Source organism: Clostridium psychrophilum (genome assembly GCF_018861705.1).
In the GTDB taxonomy this organism is placed as follows: domain Bacteria; phylum Bacillota; class Clostridia; order Clostridiales; family Clostridiaceae; genus Clostridium_AD; species Clostridium_AD psychrophilum.
This window is the reverse complement of the sequence record NZ_JAHLEC010000035.1, coordinates 1-22,872: the sequence shown is the minus strand read 5'-3', so window position 1 is coordinate 22,872 and position 22,872 is coordinate 1. Positions and strand designations below refer to the sequence as shown.

Here is a 22,872-nt window from a genome sequence, read left to right as displayed (position 1 = left end):
TATAAACTATATATATAATCCATAAATGGACTATTTCATGATATGAAGACATTCTGTTAATGTGATACTTATCTTTCAATTCTTTTTTTTAAAATTCTGTCTACAATCCCTATGTTCTTTTCGTATTTTAAATCTTCCCATAATCCCTCCTTTTCACTAGCTAGTTGTTGTAATTTATTTTTAAGTTCAGTTACGACATTATCTTTAAATGCTTTCTGCTCATTTAATTTTTCGTATTCACTATGAAGTTGTTGTGTTTTATTGTTAAATTCTTTTATTACCCCTTCATTTTCACTAGCTAGTTGTTGCAATTTGTTTTTAAGCTCAGTTACGATATTATCTTTGAATGTTTTTTGTTCACTTAATTTTTCGTATTTACTATTAAGTTGTTGAGTTTTATTGGTCAATTCGTTTATTACCGCATCCTTAGACATTTTATCAGCTTCCAGTGATTTCATCTTTTTCATGGAATTTTGTTGTATTTGGGATATTATCTTTAACTTCTCCTCAGCATTTTTTCTTGTATTTGTAAGCTTGGCAAAAGTGTCCTCTGTTTCTTCAAGAATTCTTGTTTTTTGTTGTAATTTCATTTGTAAATCTATAAGCTTTTTTTCTAAGTCTCTGTTGCTGTTTTGTAAGAACAAAAGCTCTTGTTTCATATATATTTTGTCTTTTTCAACATCGTAATCTAATTCAGTTTTTGTTCCTACTTCTTTAGTTTCTCTAGAGGAATCTGTATAGTTATCATTTTTGTCATTAGGTAAAAGCAAATTCATTTCAGGAGGATTAGTTCCTAGTATATATTTACACTTTATATTTTTATTCTTATCACTTAAAGATAAGTATTTATAAATTGAAATTTTATTCTTTAATTTAGAATAACTTTTAATGGGATCATTCCATTTTTGTTTATATGAAGATGCAAAAATATTTTCACCTTCAGACCACGTTGCCCAAAGCACTCCATTAATCTCTATTAGTGAAAAGTTAGATGGATTTTGGAAAGTTTCGCGAATTTTATAATTTTTCATTTCCCCATCAGCCTCAATTACTACATGTTCTATAAAATTCAAAGAACCTTCTTTAGATAAATTCATAATATTTATTTTATCTAATTGTAATAATGTGCAAAAATTAACATTTTCACCTACAATACCATATAATCTTTTAGAAATGCTCCACATATTGTTTTTGTATTCAGTGAAATTTAATACTACTTCGTTTTTTTCAGATTTAATAAATATTAACGATAAATTACCATTTTCTATGTTTTGCACTTGATAATGACAAAATGTATTTTCAGAAAATGGGATAGTATCTATTATATTAAATACATTATCTTCCTTATTTAAGCATAAATGGTTTAAAGAACATTGAATTTTATTTGCACTATTCACAACAATGAAAAATATATGCATTAGTTTGTCAATTGTAATAACTTTTAATTCAGTCATCTCATACCCTTCGTTTTCAGATTTATAAATAGTTTTTCCAAAACATTTGTTATCTTCCCAAACACAATACTTAAGCTTGCCTGATTTAACACTATATATAATGCCAATTCTGTTATTAACATCTAAGTTAATTGCAAAATCTAAGACTTCATTGTCAATTTTATTTTCTTTAGTCCATTTATCTTCACCATACATTATACTGTACATTAAATCCTTATCTTCATTTACATAAAACTTCCATATATGATCTTCAACATCATAAAATAAAGCTGGACTACATATTCTCATATTAATCATCTCCTTATAGAAATTATATTTTATTGCAAAGTAATATATAACCGAATAGCAGATATTAGAAACATATATAAATTACGTGCATAATATAGTATTAGGTAAATTCAAATTAGCACTTAGAAACTATTAATTATATTAAACAAGTTCTTCAATCACAACTAATAATTACCTGCATAAAGCATTGAAAATATATCATTAGAAGTTTATTGATTGAGATATAAGGAGGATAATAATGTCTATTACTCGTGATGAGTTTATTGCAAGACCTGGTATTGTTAACAAACAAGGATACCTTCCTGATCCATCTGAACTAGTTTGCGTTGAACTACCAAAGGTTTTTGACCAGTGTTTAATTAAAAGATGCTTAGTTTATGCTTGTGGACCAGATACTTTAGATACAGATTATGAATTAAGAAGTGACGCGCTTAACGATCCAAGAATATTTTCAGGATGTAGAGATTTTCAATTAAAGCTTATATCAGTAGAGAAAATTCCATTAAAGAAATGTCCTAGTTATAAGAAGGTAATAGTTTGCTTTAAAATTTCATTTTATGCTGATTATATAGATTGCAATGGAGAGACAAAATGTGAATTTTATGAAATTAATCGTACAGAAATTATATGGAAACTATATTGTCCAGATTCAATTGCACAAATATCTACTAGCATTGGATCAGGTGAATCAAAGGATATCGATTCTGGAATTATAAAACTTGAGTTAGTGGCAGAATGTCTAAACGGTTTTTTTTATAAAAATGATTGTGATGAAAGTTTTTTAGATATAACTTTAGGATTGCATCTTATTGTAAAATGCGAACTAGTTGTTCAATTATTAATCCCTACATTTGGTTATTGTCCAGTTCCAAGTGAATGTGAAGAGGATACGGAGGAAGATCCTTGTGATAAATTTTCTAGGGACCCAGTTCCTAAATTCTTCCCTGATCAAAAACTTAAACCTTTGTTTGAGGATGAATGTGAAGATAACGAGTAGGTTGCTTTTGCAAAAATAATAAATAACTAGCATATTTATAGAGTTAACTATTAAATAGTAGCATAAGAATTCTAATATGCCCTACTTATCAAAGTGGTCTTATAAAAGATTATTCTGTAGTTGCAAATGTCCCTTATATTATAACAACTATAACACCTTTGTTAACAATATAATGTTTTCAGTTATAGTAATAATAATTTCTATTACTGATACAAAGACTCCAATAGATAAAAAGACTCTGTAAAAAGGGCCTTTTTTTAACGCCATTTCAAAAAAAGTAGCCTTGATACATAAGAGATGATCATGTGTCTAACTAAAAAGAAGAAATAAGACTTATTTATATGAATATAATTTTCTTTTTAAATCATTGATATTGAAGCATCAAAAATGATCATTTAATGCAAAGGCATAAATTTAAAACACTAGGACGATACACTGTTAAAAATTTTTAAATTAACGCTTAAAAATATTTATACAAATTTATATAAATAATAATCACAACTTTTAGGCAAAGGCATATTATAAAACAGAGAACACGAATTTGAAGTGTATCACTTAACATAAAAGGAGGATAATTTATGTCTATTACTCACAATGATTTTATTGCAAGACCTGGTGTTGTTAACAAACAAGGGCACCTTCCTGATCCAGCAGAACTTGTTTGCGTCGAAATCCCAAAAGTTTTTGATCAGTGTTTAATTAAAAGATGCTTAGTTTATGGGTGTGGTAAAGATACAATTGATACAGATGAAGAATTAAGAAGCGATCCACTTGATGATCCAAAAATATTTACATGCTGCAGGAATTTTAAATTAAAACTCATCTCTGTAGAAAAATTTCCACTAAAGAAAAATCCTAGTTACAAAAAAATAATAGTATGCTTTATAATTTCATTTTATGCAGATTATATAGATTGTAATGGAGAGACAAGATGTGAATTTTATGAAATTAATCGTACAGAAGTTATATCAAAATTATATTGCCCAGATTCAATAGCACAAATTTCTACAACCTCTGTGTCAACTGGAAAATCGAGTGATTTTGATTCAGAAATTATAAAACTTGAATTGGTAGCAGAATGCTTAGATGGAAATATATGTAAGAATAATGATGATGAAAGTGTTTTAGATATAACCTTAGGATTCCATCTTATTGTAAAATGTGAATTATTAGTTCAATTATTAATTCCTGCATATGGTTATTGCCCAGTTCCATGTGAATGTGAAGAAGATATTGAAGAAGATGCTTGTTGCAGATTTGATCGGGAACCAGTTCCAAAATTCTTCCCAGATCAAAAACTAAAACCACTATTTGATGACGAATGTGAAGATGATGAATAAAAAAAAATAGAAAAAGTAGAACATTTATATGTCTAACTCATACATTATAGTATAAGAGTTCTAATATATCCGCCTTATGTCAACAGTACATTTAGAATTCTTTTACTAAATATTATGTTTTTAAATTTAAGGAGGAATAAATATATGAATTCAAATTCAAAAGGTCATTATGAAGAAGAAAAAGAATGTGGCTGTAAAAGGAAAAAAGAAGAAGTAGCTAAAGTTTTATTGAAATGTAAGGCTTCAAATCCAGTTACAGTAATAGTTGCAGGGGCTACTCCTGCTGTTGCTGCAGTGACTACTCAACTTGCTAAAGTTACTTTAAACACAGAGCGTTTTCATGATCCATGCATTAAGTTTGAATTTTCTACAAACTTAGTTTCTACAATTGCAAACGGTGGCGCAGCTGTAGCACTTAGTTTCCAATTATTTAAACTTTGTAAAGGTGAAACTATTCCAGAAGCAATTGGAAACCCATGGGCATATCCTATAGGTAGCGCATTAACTGATATAATAAGTTTTATAGTTTGTGATTGCAGTTGTGATAAAGATTGTGACTGTGACAATGATTGTTGTTCTTATTATGTAGCAGCAATTACTTCTACGACAACAGCTGCAGTTGCTGCCCCTCTTAATCCTACTACAACCTTGTTATTTAACAATCCAACATTTTCAGCTTTAGTAGTAGACAATACCAACTTTTAATAACAGCTACTACAATATACAAGTAAAGGCCCTATAAAAAGGGCCTTTTTTCATGTATATATATTAAAGCTTTTATTAGTTCTTCTATATCTTCTAAATTATTAAAATACCCTGGACTTATTCTAACTGTGCCTCTTTTACTTGTACCAATTATATTGTGTATTAATGGTGCACAATGAAATCCTGTTCTTACTGCTATCTTATGTTTGTTTAGGAGCTCCCCTACTTCTGACACATCTACATTGTCTATATTTAAAGAAACTACTGCTCCTCTGTTTTTATAATCGCATCCCCCATAAATATTAATATAAGATAATTTACTTAACTCTTCTACTAAATATTCTACTAACATAATCTCATGTTTTCTTATATTCTCTATTCCTACTTTTCTGATAAATCTTATACCTTCATACAATCCTGCTATTCCTGGTGTATTTAGTGTTCCACTTTCGAATCTATCAGGTAAAAAATCAGGCTGATTCATGGAAAAAGATTCACTACCAGTTCCACCCTGAATAAATGAATCAAGTTCAACACCTTCCCTTATATATAAGCCTCCTGTTCCTTGAGGACCATATAATCCTTTATGACCTGGAAATGCTAATAAGTCAATATTGTCTCTCTCTACATCTATTGATATTACTCCTGCACTTTGAGATGCATCAACCATAAAGACAATTCCTGAGTCTTTTGCAATTTGCCCAATTAATCTTATATCTTGAATTGTTCCTAACACATTAGATGTATGGTTTATTATTATAGCTTTAGTATTTCCACGTATCTCTTTTTTTAAGTTATTAATATTTAAGTATCCATTTTTATCTACACCAAGAAGAGTGAACGTTATTCCTTTTTTGCTTAGATAATTTAATGGTCTTAGAACTGAGTTATGCTCAATTACTGTGCTAATAACATGATCCCCTGGTTTTAATATTCCTTTTATACCTATGTTAAGGGATTGAGTGGCATTACATGTAAATACAATGTTTAATAAATCAGGAATATTAAAAAATTCACTTAGTTCTTGTCTTGTATCCATAATTTTGGATGAAGCCTCAATTGCCATATCATGAGAACTTCTCCCGGGATTAGCAGCATAATTTTCCATGCATCTTAATACTTCAGAGTAAACTTTAGGTGGTTTTGGAAAACTGGTCGCAGCATTATCAAGATATATCATAAAATCCTCCTATTTAATATACAAAGTAGTATACTTCATATATTATAATTATTTTTATATTCATGATAATATGCTTAATAAGGTGTTATTTTTAAAACTTGTTATTTATAATTTATTATTTCTATAATAAACATAAAACAATAAAAAAATGAGCCCTTATTTTAGGAACTCATTTTAAAAACTATTAATAAATATTTTTAATTATATATGTACTATGTAATAAAGAATCGATTATTTTATTTGTCAAATACACCACCAGATTTTTTAGTACTTCTTGCTGCCTTGCTTTTTTTCCCAATTACCTTTGTAGGTCTTGAAAGTCCACTTTGCTCAGAACTTTTCTTTTTCTTTTCTTCAATAATTTTTTTCATCATTTCAATATTATTGCTTGACATAAAATTCTCCTCCTTCTACAGCGAATTAAGAATGTTAATAGCATGGAATTTATATTAAATTATTTATTTCTACACTCATACTCAACTTGTTGTTTTATCTACTAATTAGTTTATCTTAATTTGTATATAAATTCAACATAATAACACTTTTTTATTAAAATGAATTCATGATCAATATATTTTTTGCAATTTTATAAATAAGATATTAAAAAGTAACTTTGTCCAATTTAATTAGTACATCTTTGTATCCGAGTTTTATTATTTCATTATTATATAAATCCTCGTAAGTTACTGTTTCAATATCAAAATCCAATGCTTTTAAATAATTACTGCCATAAAGTTTTTTAACAAACATTTCATAATCTTCTTTTATTAAGTTATAATGTTTCTCATCATAATGGTACCCTTTAGTATCATTGTTTAATTTTTCTATTATACCGTATAATTGATAAATATAACTCATTTCCTTTAAACTAAATATTTTTGATAATGCTACAATAGCCTCAGCGTAATTAGAGTTCATAGGTATAGGATATATGCCTATGTTATTTTTATCATTAAATTTTTTTACCATTCTAAGACTTTGAAATAACGTGGTGCATATATCTAATCGAATTATAGTCGCGTACTCGCTAAGCCTCAAAGCTTTAGTAAGTTCCTGATATTCTCTATTTGATTTTTCAATTTTACTTTGCGTCTCAATTGCTTTACTAGTCGAATTTTTATTTATAAACCAGCTAAAAATGCCGCCTAAAATAGCACCAATTATTATAGAAGTAGATGATATAATTGGATTTAAAAGATTAGTAGGTATAAAAGATAATGATTCCAGCATCTAATTTCTCCTTTATAAATAAGTATTTTCTACAATATTGTTTTCCAAACAACTGCATTTTATGCGTATGCTTGGATATGACGATTGAATATCAGACAAATTAATGAATTTAAATATATTTTGACAATGCATCAGTAATTAGAGTATTGTTTATATAGAGCTTATGTATATAAAATTTTTATTTAATATTAAAAATAAATTTAAAGTAAGTTTATTGAAGGAGATAATACATATATGAACACACAAAATGATAAGCGAGGTCAAGTAAGAAGTAATATACCTATAGGTATTACTGTAGATGTTGTGCTAAAAAAAGATCAAAGAACAACTAAACTTACTAGAGGGGTAGTAAAAAGGTTACTAACCAACTCAGCAATACATCCAAGAGGTATAAAAGTAATGCTTGAAGATGGTCAAGTAGGTAGAGTTCAAGCTATAATATCAAAGTAAAGATTTATATGTTTAATAAAAAATTCAATTACCTATTATGTAGTATAAATTAATGGTATGTTGAATTTTTTATTGTTTAATTTGAATTTTACTTGCAATTTAATATAAAATGATATATACTAAGAAAGTTACCTAGTAAAGATAAAATGTTTATAAAGTTATAAATTGATTGCCAATACATCGAAAAATTGGATCATTAAAACACTTAAACAAAAGAGAAGACATGGATTTTAAAAGCCAATTCTTAAATTCTTACCCTTTTCAATCTGAAATTTCTTAATGAATCCCTATTAGAATTTTGTTGAATAACGTACTGATAACGCCTATAACATACCCTAATTTGTTATAGCATATTTTTAGACTAATTCAAAGGAGCTAAACAAATGATATTTGATTTGTGCACCCTTAAATTAGCAAGGAGGTGTTTAAATGAGAAAAGATGAAGTATTTGAAATTACAGAAGATGTAATAAATGAATGTCTAGAATGTTTAGACTAACAACAAGAAAGCAAATCTATCACTAATGGTGTTCTAGTATAGGTTTCTTTTTTTTATGAATGATTGTGTTAAATATTTAACCATAAATAAAAACTGTAACAATAGAGGATATTTCATTTTTATAGAGAATATATATAGAGACAGAATATGAAATTGTAAAGGAGTGTTTGTGATGTTAACGGTTTCTTTTATTGGTGGCGAAACACTACTACTTGAATTAAAGCAATCTGAATGTGATTTATTTAAAAGTTGGTTTTATAATTTTGAGAACTCTAGGCCTCATGAAATTATAAACATGGGTAAAAAATACTTGTTTAATAAAAAGTCAATAGCTTATATTGTGATTGAGTAATGTTCTAGTTTAAATAAAAGTTATAAATGATTATCAATATGACTTAAAACAATATACAAAACACCTACATCATTAATGATATAGGTGTTTTGTATATTGTGAAAATAAATTTTATTATAAGAACAATAGTATTATCTCTTCTAAATTTAGATATAACTGTTTAAATTATAAATATTATATGGTTGCAAATAAGATGACGATAGGTATCCTCAGCATTTATTGTTGACATAGTATATAAGTAGATAGATATGGGATTATCACATCATTAATACAAGTTTTAGTGCCTTTAGTTACACCTAATTTATTAACCTCATATTCATTTGCTAAAATATACCATTCGTTATCGTCTGGCAAAGTTAATTTTATTCCATCTTTATTTGAATTATGAACTATGAGTATTTTACTGTAATCTTCAGCAAATGTAGAAGTTAATTCATATGCAACGCAATTACAAGGCGTATCAAGAAATACAAGTGCTTCTCTAACTTCGGTTGCATCATCTAAGGTCATAACCTTTTGACTTTTTCTTAAAGCTATTAGTCCCTTTATATATTCATAAGTTTCTTTAAACTCAGATTTTCTACTCCAACATATTTCATTCACTGTATCACCAGCATTATAGCTGTTATGGATTCCTTGTTTGGTACGTAGTATTTCTGTTCCACCTTGAATAAAAGGCATTCCTTGACAGGTTAGAACTATAGATAAAGCTAGTCTATTCATTTTTTCCCTTTCTAAAGGAGTATTGTAAGGATTGCTTTTTTCAAATTTATCATACAAGCATAAATTATCATGAGAGCTTACATAATTTATTGCTTCACCTGGATTTTGTGTAAAATTACATATTTCATTGTTAAAATTAATGCTACCAACAATCCCTTTTTTTATTTCTAGTTCAAGTCCTGCTCCACCATTTACAAATCCTAGACCAGTGCCGTCATTATCACCTTTTATCGCGTTTCTTAAACCATCATTAAAGAGAGATATCTGCATCCCTCTTTGACGACCTTTTAAAAATTGTAAAGAAGGTGATAATGATGATGATCCTCCTGTCCAAGGTTCACCGTATATAATAATGTTTGGATTAATGATTTTCGCTTGTAATGTTAATTCTTTCATTGTATCAACATCATGAAGTGCCATTAAATCAAACCTAAATCCATCTATCTTATATTCTTTTGTCCAAAATTTTATACTGTCAACCATAAATTTTCGCATCATTGGTTTCTCTGATGCAGTTTCATTTCCGCAACCTGATCCATTTGTATAGTTATTATTATCATCTGTTCTATAATAATATTCTGGTGCCAAAATGTTCATTGGCGAGTTAACTGTTGTAATTGTGTGGTTATAAACAACATCCATAATTACATTTAGGCCGTTTTCATGCAATGTTTGGATTAGAGTTTTTAACTCGTGAATTCTAACAGTACCGTCTTGTGAATCAGTAGCATAAGAACCCTCGGGTACATTATATAGATAAGGATCATATCCCCAATTGTATCCACCCACAGTTTCATCAACACTTGCAAAGTCAAATACAGGCAATAAGTGAACATGAGTTATACCTAACTCTTTTAGGTAATCTAATCCAGTAAGGATACCTTCAGCAGTTTTTGTTCCTTTTTCAGTAAAACCTAAATACTTGCCTTTATTTTTAATCCCTGAATCTTCTGATGCTGAAAAATCTCTAACATGAATTTCATATATTACTACCTCAGTACGATTAATGGGTATAGGTCTATTGTGATTTTCCCAGTTAACAGGATTTATAGAATCAAAATCAACAATCATTCCTTTTTTACCATTAGCACTCGCACCCTTAGTATAAATATCTGGTGTTTCCCTTTGGTTTCCTTTATCCAACACTAAATAATTATAATATTTGTTTTTATAATTACCATAGAGTTTAATTTTCCAAATACCTTTTAAATCTTTAGACATTTCGTGTTTTTGTCCTAAATCATCATACGGATTTTCATATATAACTAATGTAATTTTTTCAACTTTAGGGGCCCAAACTTTAAATGTTGTATAAAGCGTCGTATAAACTGCACCTAAATCATCACCATTGTATATGAGTTCTGGGTTATCTAATTCATTTACCATTATTTAATCTCTCTCCTTAAAAATCGACTCTAGTGGTTTAGTTATAAAAACATAAGAAGCTAGTTTTTCTTCCACTTAAGTTTTTTTCTCTCTTGGAACAAACGCTACTTATTTATAATATGTAAACTTCTCTAAAAAATGACCTTTCTTATTAGAGCTATTTAATTTGTATAATTCAGTAATTATATGTAATTGTATATATATGTCTTATCATTATATTATTAAATATAAGATTAAGCAATACTAGCGTATATAAATGATTGATTAATTAAATCAAGTAGCAATTATATTGATAGTATATATTAATCCCTTTATATACTATTTTTAAATTTATAGGAAATAATTATGAGGTTTAAACATATAATATAGTAATATTTCTTAAAAAGAAGATGATAATATGAATGAAGACAAAAATTTTTATATTCAATTAAACAGTAAAGTTGAAAAAATGCTTAAAACATCACAGTTTTTAGGGGCTGGACATAATGGAATAGTTTATTCGCTCCCCAATAATAGAGTAATTAAGATTTTTAAAAGTAAGAAAGTTTGTGAAGGTGAATATAATATTTTAATTAAGACTAGAAAAAGCAAATACTTTCCTAAAGTATATGAACATGGAGCATACTATATTGTAAGAGATTTTGCAAGTGGACAACGTTTAGATAAATATATTAAAAAACATGGAATAAATAAAGTTATATCACTCAACATAATTAAGTTAATTGAAGAATTTAAGAGGCTTAAATTTAATAGATTAGACATTAGGTGTAAAGATTTATATTTGACAGAAGATTTTTCAATTAGTGTGATTGACCCTAAGAATAATTACTCCAAAAATGTAAGTTACCCTAGGCATTTAATGAAAGGTCTAAACAATTTAGGCGTAATAAATCAATTTTTAAAAGTAGTTTGCGAAGAACGTCCTAAAACTTTTGAACTATGGAATTTTAGATTTAAACAATATTTAGAAAAAAATATTAAATAAGTATTAGTGTAGTACTAATACTTATTTAACATCAAAAAATATAGTTATAAATAGAATTCAGAAAAATATAAGAGGTTGTGATTTAAAATAAAAATTGCCTCTTATATTTTTATTGTTATAAAACATTCATTTCGTTTAACTCATATAAAAATTCATCAAAATTTAATGTCCTAGAAGATGTTAATATTATTTTTGCATTTTTAATTAGTTTTTTATCATCACTTACAAGGGTATAATTTGTGTTAGTTTTGCAAATATCGATAAGACTATAATCATTTATAGAAATTTTATCTCCATTAATCAAATATATATTTTTGTTCTGTTCATATTTAACCATATCACCAGGTGTACAATCTTTAGTAAAATCGTACCCGTTATTGGTAATAATATGTCCTAACAATTTTAAAAATTTATTAGAAAGTACAAAATCCTCATTAAATTTTGCATATTCTTTTACCGATAACTCCCCAGCTATATCTTCAGAGATTTTAAAATCAATGTATTTTATATTTTCAATAGTATCTAGCAAGGTAGGATATTTGTTCCAAATTTTTATAACTATATTAGTATCCAGCAAATACTCTTTACAAATCATTGTACTATCCCCTTTTAAAAAAATATATATCCGGTTATAAATTGGAAAACAATTAAATTGTTAGTTTTATTAATATATTATATTCATTATTAACTAATTGGTTAACTATTATTAATATCTTAATGTTTATAACTTGATAAAGTTGAATACAGGTATTATAATATAACATATTAATAAAGATAAGAAAGGAGCAGTTGTATTGGCAACTAGTAACTTAATTTATGGAAGTACATATATATTTAAAAGGTAATAAAGTACCATTTATCTACAAAGGCGATAGAATTGATGTTCTAGATTTTGTAATGAACAACATTAAATATAAGCAAATTAGATATTTTAAAAAAGGTTTTAGTAAAAGTGAATTAGTAGAAGAAGAAAGTATAGTTAAAATAGTTAAAGTAGATAAAGTAGATATGTAAAAGCACCTACATCCATTTTTAAATGTAGGTGCTTTTACATAAAAAACTATTGTCTTTTTTTGTTTTTTAATTTTTTTTTGATATTGCCTTTATTTTTTCCTTTGGTTACTTTTAATTTTCCAATATTGTTATTAAGGAGTTCTTTATTCTTTTTCCCCCTTGGTTTTATTAAACATTTAGGACCATAGCCAATAAGGTCCTTCCTGTTAGCTTCTGTAAGTGCAGAAAATACCAAATCGAATTTCATTGGATCTTTATATTGAAGAAGTGCCCTCTGCATAGCTTTTTCATTTTTAGTTTTAGGTATATGAACTTTGTCAAGTGTAACTGGATCAATACCTGTATAAAACATAGTTGTTGCAAGTGTCCCAGGTGTTGGATAAAAGTCTTGAACCTGTTCAGGTTGATAGTTAATATCTCTAAGGTATTCAGCTAGTTCAATTGCTGAAACTAGTGTGCTACCTGGGTGACTAGACATAAAATAAGGAATAACGTATTGTTTTTTTTGTATTTTTTGCGTGGCTTTATAGAATTTTTCTAAAAATTTATCATAAGTTTTACCTGCTGGCTTACCCATATATTTTAAAACATTATGTGAAATATGTTCTGGTGCCACTTTTAACTGACCACTGACATGATGTTTGATGAGTTCATTTAGAAAAGTTTCATCTTTATCTGCCATAATATAATCATACCGTAGTCCTGAACGCACAAAAACCTTTTTTACATTCGGTAACTCTCTTAATTTCCTAAGCAGTTTTAAATATTCCATGTGGTCGACATCTAAATTTTTGCATGGACTAGGATGTAAACATTGCCTATCCTTACAAGTACCTACCTTCAATTGTTTTGCACATGCTGGATTTCTAAAGTTAGCAGTTGGACCGCCTACATCATGGATGTATCCTTTGAAATCTTTTAATTTTGTAATCTCAATTGCTTCTTGTATAATTGAATCTTCACTTCGGCTTTGAACTATTCTACCTTGATGGAAAGTTATAGCACAGAAAGCACAACTTCCAAAACAACCTCTTGAGCTTACCAAACTAAATTGAACTTCTTCTATAGCAGGAACACCACCTAATGCTTCATAACTAGGATGATAATTCTTTTGATATGGCAGATTATAAACCTTATCTAATTCCTCTCTGGTGAGAGGCATTTCTGGTTTGTTTTGCACAAGATACTTGTTTGTGTGCTTTTGAATAATTCCAGCACCTCTAATAGGATCTTGTTCATCGTATTGTATTTTAAAAGCATGTGAATATTTATGCATATCCCTGCAAACATCTTTATATGAATCTATCTCAATGTAATTATCTATATTATCTATATTTTCTGTAACGTAACATGTACCGAGTACCTGGGTAATGCATTTTATTTCGACACCTTCATTTAACTGTTTTGCAATTTTAACCACTTGTTTTTCACCCATACCATATATTAATAAGTCTGCTCCACTATCAATTAACATAGATTTTCTTACCTTGTCACTCCAATAGTCATAATGTGCAAATCTGCGCAAACTTGCTTCTATACCTCCAATAATAATAGAAACATTTTTATATGCTTCCCTTATTCGGTTGCAATAAACAATTGTTGCTCTGTCAGGTCTTAATCCCATTTTTGCACCTGGAGAATACATATCTTTATCTCTTATCTTCTTACTTACAGTATAATGATTTACCATAGAGTCCATATTTCCCGAATTAACTAGGAATCCAAGTCTTGGTTTACCTAGCTTTTTAAAGTCTTCAATGTCTTTCCAATTAGGCTGAGCTATTATCCCTACTTTATACCCTTCGCTTTCCAAAACTCTAGAAATGATAGCAGTTCCAAAACTGTGATGATCAACATAAGCATCGCCTGTAACAATAATAAAATCTAATTCAGTCCAACCTCTATCTGAAATGTCTTTCTTATTAATAGGTAAAAATTTGTTGTCTCTAATTCCATCCACCTTCTTTTGATTTAATCGTAAATTTCAATTGTATAATGCAAAATACAATTATATCATTCTTTATGATTTAATTCTTTATAAAAAATAAATTTAAACAATATAAAAAACATCACTGAGAATTAAGCTAATGATGCACTAGTTATGTAGAAGTTTATTTAGTTTAATAATAACAAATTTAATTTGATTGCGTATACTAAAACATAATGAATTTATTTTTTGAAATTTTAGCATTTGTTTTTAATATTGAACTTCTGATAATAATATAAAGGAGCATATAAATGAAATGTTTAAGAAATGATCAAAAATATGAAAGTACAGAATACAGTGAAATAGCTGCTACTAACAATAGTAATACTATTAACCAAAACTTTGAAATGAATATTTATAATGGAAAAGGTTCTTATGAAACGGGTGTAAACAACACATTTTGGACAACTCTTATAATTACAGCTAAAATTATTCAACCACAAGATGGCATATGGGAAATTGTAGTTAGAGATGTAGCAAAAAACAATGCAGTCGTATATAAAAAAAGTCAAGTGCTGCAAGATGAAGAAATTTCATTTGATTATAAAACTGGGCTAAAGGTAAATCTCTTAATTGAAGCTACTTGGAATCAAAGCAAAGACACAACACTAATTGGAGAAATATCTATTAGCTATTAACCAAGGAATTTGTATTGGTTTCAAAATTAAATATGCTAATATAAAAAAAAGACAATATAATTGTCTTTTTAAGTAAAAATATTTTATAAATTTAATAAAAAATGGATTGTATTATTAATAATATAATGATGCTTTTAAAAATGGAAAGACTTAAAAATCAGACTTCCTTATTTAGTTTTTCTAACAAGAGAAAAAAGTCTTCCTCATTTTTTCTCTCTAAATATGTATCTATAAGCGCTTGAGTAGACAACTTACTAAGACCTTTATACCCATTATCTAATATATCTGTTAAAACATTTATAAAATAATCTTTGCTTTTATCTATATCTTTAAGCATTTTATTTGATATATCTTTTATTAATTCCTTTTTTATACTTTCTCTTACCCTTTCAGTATATTCTTTCATAACAATCTGTGTTTCTTCAGGGTACTTAGAAAAATCTCCCGACATTATATCTTGAATTTCCATATTTACAACTCCTTAGTAATTTTATTTAACTTTTGTAATTGAATATTTAAATGTTATAAGTTCAAGTAAACGTGGCGTTAAGTATATTTATTTTGTATAACCATGTTTTGCGACCATAGCCGCACCAATAATACCTGCTTTATTACCTAGCTCTGCTAGAACAATTCTGCTAATAGGTGAATCATCATAATATTTATTCGACCTTACTTCATCTTTTATCATGTCCAAAAGATATTGTCCTGCCCCTGAAACACCGCCACCTAATGCTATAATTTCTGGATCAATAAAATTAATTATGTTAAGTATACCAATACTTAAATATTTTACTAATCTATTTACTGCTAGAGTCGCAATCTTATCGCCTTCCTTGGCACAATCAAATATTATTTTTGCATTTATGTTGTTGATATTTCCTTCTGATTTTTCTATTATTATAGTAGGTTCATTCATTTCAACAATTAATTTTTTAGTGTATTTTATAATTGCAGTTGATGAAGCAAACGTCTCTAAGCAACCATTTCTTCCACAATTACAATCATAAAAATTTTCGCCAACTACTGTATGTCCAAGTTCAGCGCCTAGTCCGTTAAATCCACTATATATTTCCCCATTCAAAATAATTCCTCCACCAATGCCAGTTCCTAAGGTAAGCACAATGCCACATTTACAATTTTTCATTGAACCGCTTTCATATTCAGCAAGTGCAGCTACAGTAGCATCATTATCTATAAAAATTGGTTTATGAAGTCTAGTTTCTAGAATTTCTCTTAAAGAAACATTTTTCCAACCAAGATTTACACAAAATTTCACATTGCCATTTTTATCAGCGAGGCCGGGGATTCCTATACCTATTGCCTTTATATCGATTAATTGTATATTAGCCTCTTTTAAAATATTTAGAACTAAAACTATCATGTCATCAATTATTTCTTGAGGCTGTCTGTGCGGTTTTGTTTCGCATGATTTTTCGAACATTATGTTACCATTCTCATCAACAATACCAGCTACAATATTAGTGCCTCCTAAATCAATACCTATATACATCAAACTCTTCCTTTCATAGCCTGTGCTATCCACGTTATTATACCAAATAAATTATTTATTCATCTTTTACCTATGATTTACAATTAAAATTACATTTTTAGAGAGTAAAGCTTATTGTAAAAATATTCTTGCTTTTTATTTGAGATTAAATTATACCATATATACATATTTTATTTTGTAAATTAAAGAAAAAGCCAAATCAAACTTTGTCTCTTTCTTTAATTTATTTGACATAGAAAAGAAAATTATGAACCATTTCCTATGTCATTATATTTCTTTTTAACTACATATGAAAATATGCCTCTTAAATGTACCTTTCGACACTGTACATCTATCATCTATATGAAAACCAACTGAAGTAATTTGTTCCTTCATATCATCGAAAGTAATTATTACCATTCTATCTGCTATTCTGCGAGTACTATTAATTATAGCTAATTGTTCACCTGGTGTAATTTGAGTAAATATGCCATAAGGAAGATCAACAATGGCTACATTAAATTTATTATTAATATCATTCATGTTTCCAATAGTTATTACATCATCATATCCAAAATATTTCAGGTTTGTTTTAGCATTTCCACCTATGCAGGGGTTTATCTCATAACCTTTAATATTAATATTCATTGAAATTGCTTCAATGAGAACAGTTCCAATACCACAACATGGATCGACTACACTACAATTCAAGTCATTGCCTACGGCTATATTGACCAAGGCTCTGCAAACATTAACTTTTAATGCATTAGAATAAGAAAAAGGCTTCTTATTGTGTAATAACCAATCAGAATTGTTGCTTTCACATTCACCAAATATCCATTTATTTGGTACTTTTGTTATGCCAAAAATGATTTCTGGGTTTTTCATTTTACAGTCTCCAAGTATAGAAAATCCTACTTTGAATTCAATCTTACGTCTCTCATGAAAGCCTATAATTTCACCAGTTGCATCAATATACATAACTTTATAATTTATACTAGTTAGCTTGTCCCTATTAATTAAATCAATAACTTGTTTGAGTGTTTCTCCAATATACATTATGGAAATACATTTTTTTATAAAAGGACTTCTAGATGGGTTAATATAAGTATTGGAAAACAAGTGTTTTTCATTAAGAGGTTTATTAAAGAGACACTTTATTTCCATTTTACATAGACTTTCTTCATCACTCGAATAGTTAGTTGTATATAAATAATTTTCTTTAATTTGTGGTATATTAAACATTAAAACACTACCTTTCCGTTAATAGCAGGTATCATTTTAATGTTTTTTATATATTTTTTATAATTCAATGTAATATCTCCTTTTACAATTCATATAATATGGATATTTTTTAAAAAGTTACCAACTCGGAAGTCATATTCGTCTTTATTTTTCAAATATGACTGTGCATGACCTGCATTGGCAGCAATATATATATCCTTGTAACCATTTGTTACTGCGTACATTTGCGTGCACATAAAAGTAGGCACATAGTTATCTTTAGCGCCATGAATAAACAATATTGGAATATTTACTTGAGGTAATGTAGATATAGGTGAAACATCTTTAAAGTCCCATCCAGCTCTTATTTTTATTACTATGCCTGCTAACCTTAATAAATGAAGCTTTTTAAAATTATAGTCCTTTTCTAATCTATACTGAAATAAATCTTGTGCATCACAATAACCGCAATCCTCTATGCAAAATCTTATTCTATTGTCCATAGCAATATTTTGTAGTGCTATTCCAGCACCCATGGATTCACCATGCAAACCAACTATTATATCTTGACCTAATCTATTGAATAACCAATCGGTACATTTTTTTAAATCAAATTTTTCGTAATAACCATAAGATGTATCAATGCCACCACTTAGTCCATGATTTCTATGATTATAAATAAAAACAGCAAAATCTCTTTTTAAAAACATGTTCATATATTTAACAGAACCATATAAACTCCAAGTTATTCCATGACACAAGATTATAACTTTCTTTGAATTATTATTAGGGAAAAAAAAGCCATGAATTTTATAATTATATTGAGAATTTATATATACTTCTAGTTTTTCCAAATAATTAAATTTTTCTATTTGTATTTCCCCTGCTTCCACTCCATAATTGTAAGTATAATTATATTTTACAACATTAGGATGTATAATTATATTTGAAAAATGCCAACATACAATAAAAATAGCAATAATCATCAAAAATAATATTAGAATTATTGCTGTTTTTAACATAGTAACATCCCCTTAATTATATTTTCTCCTTAGACAATAGTTTATAAAATTAATCCTTCTTTCTAAATTTTATAAACAATATTATAAATGTAATCACTCCTAATGTTAATGTGGTATAAATCCAAAAATTTAAGGATACAAATATGTTGTTTGCATGATAATATATTACCATAGTGCTCAGAGCAGGAACTACTAAAGAACCTCCACTAAATTGTTTTATAGTTTTAACACCTGCTTTTTGACCGTCTACTACAACATTCCATGTGCCTCTCTTTGAAAGCTTAATAGTTTTATCTTCTCTATTTGCATTGAAAGCTACTACAATATGTGCCCACGTATCCATATTTGCATTATAGTTCATTTCATAAGCTACCACGTTTTTAGGCACTTCTAAAAATTTCAAGTTTTTCTTAATCATATTTGCAGATGTCATTCTAAAAGCAGGATGAGTTTTTCTTAATTCGATTAACCCTTTAAGATAATCAACAGTTTCTGTATTTTGAGATTCCTTTTTCCAATCAATATTGTTAACACTGTCATTAGCCTTATCAGAATTATTATTCCCATATTTAGTTCTTAAGAATTCTTGCCCCGATTGGAAGAATGGAATGCCTTGCGAAGTAAGAATCATAGAATCAGCCATTTTATGCATCTTTATTTTTATTTTGCTATTATCATTTGGGTTTGTTAGAATTAGTTTATCCCACAACGTATAATCATTATGAGCTTCAACATAATTAATAAATTGTACAGGTTCTACATTTCCCCAAGTTTTTATAGTACTAGAATAATCTATTCCTCCAACAATTCCTTTCTTTATATTTATTTCTTCACTAGATTTTCCACTAATAAATCCCTTCGCTTTGTTAACAAATACGCTACCTTTTATTGCATCTTTTATGATATTGTTAAATTGTGCTATTCCAGACATTTTACTTGCGTTTATTTTTGTTGCTTTTATGTCATTTGAAAGTGTAGTAGAATAATCTGATCCATCTCCTATAATGAGAATAGATGGATCTATAGTACTTAATTTTTTCTTTATATCATTCATAGTATTCACATCAAACATGCCCATAGAATCAAATCTAAAGCCATCTATATTATATTCTTTTGCCCAATACACAACAGAATCTACAATAAATTTACGTGCCATTGAATTTTGTGAAACAATGGTATCTTGAGAATTATTTGAGATGGCTCCATTTTTATTAGAGGAAAAATAATATCCAGGTACTATTTTGTTGAAATTAGATTTATAACTGCTATATATACGACTGTAAGCTACGTCCATGATTACCCTCAATCCATTATCATGAAAAGATTGTATTGCTTGTTTTAATTCTTTCACTCTCGTCATAGGGTTATACGGATTTGTCGAATAACTACCCTCAGGAGAATTATAGTTTTTAGAATCGTACCCCCAATCGAATTGTGGTTTATTTGAGGTTTCGTTCACACCAGCGAAATCAAATATTGGCATAAGATCCACATGCGTTACACCTAATGATTTGATATAATCGATGCCTGTTGGTTTTCCATCAATTGCCTTTGTTCCTGTTTCAGTAAATGCTAAAAATTTTCCTTTGTTTTTTATACCACTATTTTTGTTTATAGAGAAATCTCTTACATGAAGTTCATATATAATAGCATCATTTAAATTTTCAAATTTAGGCTTATCACTCGGAATCCATTTATTGGGGTTAGTTTTATCTAAGTCAATTACTGCACCTCTGTCTCCATTTGCAGCCACAGAACGAGCATAAGGATCTACTGCTTCATTCCAAACTCCCAAGACCTTAACTTTATATGTATAAAATGTGCCATTCTGATCTCCCTTTAAATCAAATGCCCATGTTCCATTGTCGCTTTTTTTCATATTAGATTCAATGCCACTTTTATCATTCCATTTTTTATAGGTTACAAGTTTTACTTCGCTAGCAGTTGGTGCCCATACCCTAAAGCTTGTTTTAGTTTTTGAATATGTATTACCTAGATCGTTTCCATCATAATAATAGCTCTTATCAAAACTAGCACTGCTCATTACATCTCCCAGTGTCACTTGTTTTTCAGCAAAACCTTCATTTGAGACAGTGATTTTTTTACTTAAAGCTACATTTTTACTAAGAACTATCGTTGTAATAGGGGTAGTTCCATCATTAATTTCATTATTTGTGACATTTTTTACTTTTACGACCTTTCCATCTTCTTTTACTACAATGTTCTCTAAGTCTTTTGCTATAAATGGATTTAATGAGTTTGTTTCTATATTTATAGTAGTAAGATCATCTAATTTTGCAACTGTAAATTTACCTAACTTGCTTTTAGCACTAGAAGCTGTAGCCAAAGATTCGTATACTTTAGAGTCCCCTTCAATTACCCATACTTCTCCAACACCATTATTAAACTTTTCAATAGATCTATTCTTTTCACTCCCTACTTTTTTACCGTCACTTGTACGCACTATAAATCCCACTTTATTAGATCCACCATCTAATTCAAGTTCACAAACATTACCAAATGCATCCTTTCTAGTAAAGGCATAGTTATTTCCAGCTTTCTTATCAGACCATAACCATACATTTGATTTCAAGCTATCAGCTGAATTGCTAGCATAATGAACGATTACCTTAGTCTTGTTAGTTTGAGCAAAGGCATGTATGCTTGGTAATAAAGAAAATAATCCCGTCATAATTAAAGTGGTTGCAAGAAAAATAATTAATGTATTCCTTTTATTACTCGCTATTCCAAAGTTCATAAATTTCTCCTCTAAAATAAAATTATCGTCTTATAATATATGTTTATCTTGTTATAGTATCCAAATAAAATGAATTAAGCATTTAAGTATATAAAATAATAACTAATCATGAAATACTGTTTATACACCTATTCTTAAAGTTGCAAACAGTATTTTAAAAAAGTTTTTTTGATAAAAAACAATGAGGACTAATGATTAAAATATTAGGGCTAAAACAACTGATTAAAACCAATCAACTTCACACCCTCTTTAGAATCAACTAGTCCTACATAAATTTCACTAATTATATGAAACATTTGCTAAAGGTTATCATTTGTTTTAATATTCATTAATTACTAAACAAATTTTACCTTATTACATTATATATTTTTGAGAAGATATATACAAGCAAATCATTAATCTATCTACTGAAAATTATTTTGAAAAGTTGTGAGCTAGTAAAATAATGTATTATAAAAAAACGTACACAACAACTAAAGTGTACGTTTTTTTATAATATTTAAAATAGCTCAAAATCATATAAGAAGATTTGTTTTTTATGCCATTTTAAATTTAATGATTTTTACTAACTATGTAAATAATACTATCCTTCTGATGATACTTTATTGATAACAGCAACCCTTGTTTCACCTAATAAGGCAGATAATTTTGATGTTACATTACCATCTTTAAAAATTCTATCTTCATTTGCATTAATTAAAATAGTCAATCTTACCTTTAGCTTATCATATGTAATAACGTCATCTAAATAAAAATCTACTATATCTCTTAAACATGCTGCTAATTTTTTAGGATCCTTATACACTTTTTTCATATCATACTCCTTTAAAATTTGTTTTAATAATATTTTATATTATAACCTAGTATTTTGATAAGCTAGTAAATACTAGAATATGTGTAATTTTATTAATGTTTCAACAGAAACAATCCTTTATAAATATGAATTACTTATGTTCTTTCTTAAACTCGCTTAAAATTATATCACATATTGTTAATAGTTTTATGATTATAATGAAAATTTAACTGATATATTGAAAACACCTCAATTGCAAAAGTAAATTCCACCCCAATACATAAAACAGTGGAAGTTAGTCTTACAAATTAAAAGGTAGATTTTACCTTTACAAATTATTATAATAATATTAGATA

General features: G+C 27.9%; 21 protein-coding genes. 8 read left to right on the top strand and 13 right to left on the bottom strand.

Annotated features, from left to right (window positions below):
* Positions 1-68: 68 nt before the first annotated feature.
* Complete coding sequence (locus KPL38_RS09440) at positions 69-1,742, bottom strand: coiled-coil domain-containing protein (RefSeq protein WP_216288891.1); 1,674 nt, start codon at positions 1,740-1,742, stop codon at positions 69-71.
* A gap of 238 nt (positions 1,743-1,980) precedes the next feature.
* Here KPL38_RS09440 and KPL38_RS09435 point away from each other — a divergent pair, with 238 nt between their 5' ends.
* From KPL38_RS09435 to KPL38_RS09425, 3 genes are all read left to right on the top strand, one after another.
* Positions 1,981-2,739, top strand: coding sequence for a hypothetical protein (locus KPL38_RS09435; RefSeq protein WP_216288890.1), 759 nt, complete (start codon positions 1,981-1,983; stop codon positions 2,737-2,739).
* Positions 2,740-3,317: 578 nt separating this feature from the next.
* Positions 3,318-4,079 (top strand): hypothetical protein, encoded by a 762-nt coding sequence (locus KPL38_RS09430; protein ID WP_216288889.1) that lies wholly within the window; start codon positions 3,318-3,320, stop codon positions 4,077-4,079.
* 144 nt (positions 4,080-4,223) lie between these two features.
* Positions 4,224-4,784 (top strand): DUF4489 domain-containing protein, encoded by a 561-nt coding sequence (locus KPL38_RS09425; protein ID WP_216288888.1) that lies wholly within the window; start codon positions 4,224-4,226, stop codon positions 4,782-4,784.
* 31 nt (positions 4,785-4,815) lie between these two features.
* Here KPL38_RS09425 and KPL38_RS09420 read toward each other — a convergent pair whose 3' ends face one another.
* The 3 genes from KPL38_RS09420 to KPL38_RS09410 all read right to left on the bottom strand — a co-directional run bounded on the left by KPL38_RS09420 (position 4,816) and on the right by KPL38_RS09410 (position 7,194).
* Complete coding sequence (locus KPL38_RS09420; protein WP_216288887.1) at positions 4,816-5,964, bottom strand: aminotransferase class V-fold PLP-dependent enzyme; 1,149 nt, start codon at positions 5,962-5,964, stop codon at positions 4,816-4,818.
* Between the two features lie 236 nt (positions 5,965-6,200).
* On the bottom strand, positions 6,201-6,359 hold the full coding sequence (locus KPL38_RS09415; RefSeq protein ID WP_216288886.1) for a hypothetical protein: 159 nt from the start codon (positions 6,357-6,359) through the stop codon (positions 6,201-6,203).
* Positions 6,360-6,564: 205 nt separating this feature from the next.
* The gene (locus tag KPL38_RS09410; RefSeq protein WP_216288885.1) at positions 6,565-7,194 is read right to left on the bottom strand and encodes a hypothetical protein; all 630 of its coding nucleotides are present in this window, start codon (positions 7,192-7,194) and stop codon (positions 6,565-6,567) included.
* A 234-nt stretch (positions 7,195-7,428) separates the two neighbouring features.
* Between KPL38_RS09410 and KPL38_RS09405 the strand changes: the two genes are divergently transcribed.
* Positions 7,429-7,644: a YwbE family protein gene (locus tag KPL38_RS09405; protein WP_216288884.1), complete on the top strand. Its 216-nt coding sequence runs from the start codon at positions 7,429-7,431 to the stop codon at positions 7,642-7,644.
* A gap of 670 nt (positions 7,645-8,314) precedes the next feature.
* The gene (locus tag KPL38_RS09400) at positions 8,315-8,494 is read left to right on the top strand and encodes a hypothetical protein (RefSeq protein WP_216288883.1); all 180 of its coding nucleotides are present in this window, start codon (positions 8,315-8,317) and stop codon (positions 8,492-8,494) included.
* 216 nt (positions 8,495-8,710) lie between these two features.
* Here the strand turns inward: KPL38_RS09400 and pulA (KPL38_RS09395) are convergent, their stop codons facing one another.
* Positions 8,711-10,603, bottom strand: coding sequence for a type I pullulanase (gene pulA, locus KPL38_RS09395; protein ID WP_216288882.1), 1,893 nt, complete (start codon positions 10,601-10,603; stop codon positions 8,711-8,713).
* 397 nt (positions 10,604-11,000) lie between these two features.
* Between pulA (KPL38_RS09395) and KPL38_RS09390 the strand changes: the two genes are divergently transcribed.
* A complete protein-coding gene (locus KPL38_RS09390; protein ID WP_216288881.1) occupies positions 11,001-11,588 on the top strand; it encodes a protein kinase in 588 nt (195 codons plus the stop codon).
* A 115-nt stretch (positions 11,589-11,703) separates the two neighbouring features.
* Here the strand turns inward: KPL38_RS09390 and KPL38_RS09385 are convergent, their stop codons facing one another.
* Positions 11,704-12,183 carry a PIN domain-containing protein gene (locus KPL38_RS09385; protein WP_216288880.1) on the bottom strand — a complete coding sequence of 160 codons (480 nt, stop codon included), beginning with the start codon at positions 12,181-12,183 and terminating at the stop codon, positions 11,704-11,706.
* 221 nt (positions 12,184-12,404) lie between these two features.
* On the opposite strand from KPL38_RS09385, the gene KPL38_RS09380 reads away from it, so the two are divergent.
* Positions 12,405-12,602, top strand: coding sequence for a hypothetical protein (locus tag KPL38_RS09380; RefSeq protein ID WP_216288879.1), 198 nt, complete (start codon positions 12,405-12,407; stop codon positions 12,600-12,602).
* 46 nt (positions 12,603-12,648) lie between these two features.
* On the opposite strand, the gene KPL38_RS09375 is transcribed toward KPL38_RS09380, so the two are convergent.
* Complete coding sequence (locus KPL38_RS09375; RefSeq protein WP_216288903.1) at positions 12,649-14,553, bottom strand: YgiQ family radical SAM protein; 1,905 nt, start codon at positions 14,551-14,553, stop codon at positions 12,649-12,651.
* A gap of 287 nt (positions 14,554-14,840) precedes the next feature.
* Between KPL38_RS09375 and KPL38_RS09370 the strand changes: the two genes are divergently transcribed.
* The gene (locus KPL38_RS09370) at positions 14,841-15,227 is read left to right on the top strand and encodes a hypothetical protein (protein WP_216288878.1); all 387 of its coding nucleotides are present in this window, start codon (positions 14,841-14,843) and stop codon (positions 15,225-15,227) included.
* A 157-nt stretch (positions 15,228-15,384) separates the two neighbouring features.
* Here the strand turns inward: KPL38_RS09370 and KPL38_RS09365 are convergent, their stop codons facing one another.
* The 6 genes from KPL38_RS09365 to KPL38_RS09340 form a co-directional block, all read right to left on the bottom strand.
* Positions 15,385-15,696 carry a hypothetical protein gene (locus tag KPL38_RS09365; RefSeq protein ID WP_216288877.1) on the bottom strand — a complete coding sequence of 104 codons (312 nt, stop codon included), beginning with the start codon at positions 15,694-15,696 and terminating at the stop codon, positions 15,385-15,387.
* 87 nt (positions 15,697-15,783) lie between these two features.
* On the bottom strand, positions 15,784-16,740 hold the full coding sequence (locus tag KPL38_RS09360) for an ROK family protein (RefSeq protein WP_216288876.1): 957 nt from the start codon (positions 16,738-16,740) through the stop codon (positions 15,784-15,786).
* A 279-nt stretch (positions 16,741-17,019) separates the two neighbouring features.
* Positions 17,020-17,964 (bottom strand): TRM11 family SAM-dependent methyltransferase, encoded by a 945-nt coding sequence (locus tag KPL38_RS09355; RefSeq protein ID WP_216288875.1) that lies wholly within the window; start codon positions 17,962-17,964, stop codon positions 17,020-17,022.
* 89 nt (positions 17,965-18,053) lie between these two features.
* Entirely contained in the window at positions 18,054-18,965 is a 912-nt protein-coding gene (locus tag KPL38_RS09350) for an alpha/beta hydrolase (protein ID WP_216288874.1), read from the bottom strand.
* 49 nt (positions 18,966-19,014) lie between these two features.
* The gene (gene pulA, locus KPL38_RS09345; protein ID WP_216288873.1) at positions 19,015-21,723 is read right to left on the bottom strand and encodes a type I pullulanase; all 2,709 of its coding nucleotides are present in this window, start codon (positions 21,721-21,723) and stop codon (positions 19,015-19,017) included.
* 583 nt (positions 21,724-22,306) lie between these two features.
* The gene (locus KPL38_RS09340; RefSeq protein WP_216288872.1) at positions 22,307-22,537 is read right to left on the bottom strand and encodes a TIGR04540 family protein; all 231 of its coding nucleotides are present in this window, start codon (positions 22,535-22,537) and stop codon (positions 22,307-22,309) included.
* Positions 22,538-22,872 lie beyond the last annotated feature (335 nt).

Bases quoted from the DNA above. Each gene is read 5' to 3' on its own strand.
- KPL38_RS09385 (WP_216288880.1), bottom strand. From the start codon at position 12,183: ATGATTTGTAAAGAGTATTTGCTGGATACTAATATAGTTATAAAAATT.
- KPL38_RS09380 (WP_216288879.1), top strand. From the start codon at position 12,405: ATGGAAGTACATATATATTTAAAAGGTAATAAAGTACCATTTATCTAC.
- KPL38_RS09355 (WP_216288875.1), bottom strand. From the start codon at position 17,964: ATGTTTAATATACCACAAATTAAAGAAAATTATTTATATACAACTAAC.
- KPL38_RS09435 (WP_216288890.1), top strand. From the start codon at position 1,981: ATGTCTATTACTCGTGATGAGTTTATTGCAAGACCTGGTATTGTTAAC.
- KPL38_RS09340 (WP_216288872.1), bottom strand. From the start codon at position 22,537: ATGAAAAAAGTGTATAAGGATCCTAAAAAATTAGCAGCATGTTTAAGA.
- KPL38_RS09390 (WP_216288881.1), top strand. From the start codon at position 11,001: ATGAATGAAGACAAAAATTTTTATATTCAATTAAACAGTAAAGTTGAA.
- KPL38_RS09365 (WP_216288877.1), bottom strand. From the start codon at position 15,696: ATGGAAATTCAAGATATAATGTCGGGAGATTTTTCTAAGTACCCTGAA.
- KPL38_RS09405 (WP_216288884.1), top strand. From the start codon at position 7,429: ATGAACACACAAAATGATAAGCGAGGTCAAGTAAGAAGTAATATACCT.
- KPL38_RS09410 (WP_216288885.1), bottom strand. From the start codon at position 7,194: ATGCTGGAATCATTATCTTTTATACCTACTAATCTTTTAAATCCAATT.
- pulA (WP_216288873.1), bottom strand. From the start codon at position 21,723: ATGAACTTTGGAATAGCGAGTAATAAAAGGAATACATTAATTATTTTT.
- KPL38_RS09430 (WP_216288889.1), top strand. From the start codon at position 3,318: ATGTCTATTACTCACAATGATTTTATTGCAAGACCTGGTGTTGTTAAC.
- KPL38_RS09415 (WP_216288886.1), bottom strand. From the start codon at position 6,359: ATGTCAAGCAATAATATTGAAATGATGAAAAAAATTATTGAAGAAAAG.
- KPL38_RS09420 (WP_216288887.1), bottom strand. From the start codon at position 5,964: ATGATATATCTTGATAATGCTGCGACCAGTTTTCCAAAACCACCTAAA.
- KPL38_RS09440 (WP_216288891.1), bottom strand. From the start codon at position 1,742: ATGAGAATATGTAGTCCAGCTTTATTTTATGATGTTGAAGATCATATA.
- KPL38_RS09425 (WP_216288888.1), top strand. From the start codon at position 4,224: ATGAATTCAAATTCAAAAGGTCATTATGAAGAAGAAAAAGAATGTGGC.
- KPL38_RS09350 (WP_216288874.1), bottom strand. From the start codon at position 18,965: ATGTTAAAAACAGCAATAATTCTAATATTATTTTTGATGATTATTGCT.
- KPL38_RS09360 (WP_216288876.1), bottom strand. From the start codon at position 16,740: ATGTATATAGGTATTGATTTAGGAGGCACTAATATTGTAGCTGGTATT.
- pulA (WP_216288882.1), bottom strand. From the start codon at position 10,603: ATGGTAAATGAATTAGATAACCCAGAACTCATATACAATGGTGATGAT.
- KPL38_RS09400 (WP_216288883.1), top strand. From the start codon at position 8,315: ATGTTAACGGTTTCTTTTATTGGTGGCGAAACACTACTACTTGAATTA.
- KPL38_RS09370 (WP_216288878.1), top strand. From the start codon at position 14,841: ATGAAATGTTTAAGAAATGATCAAAAATATGAAAGTACAGAATACAGT.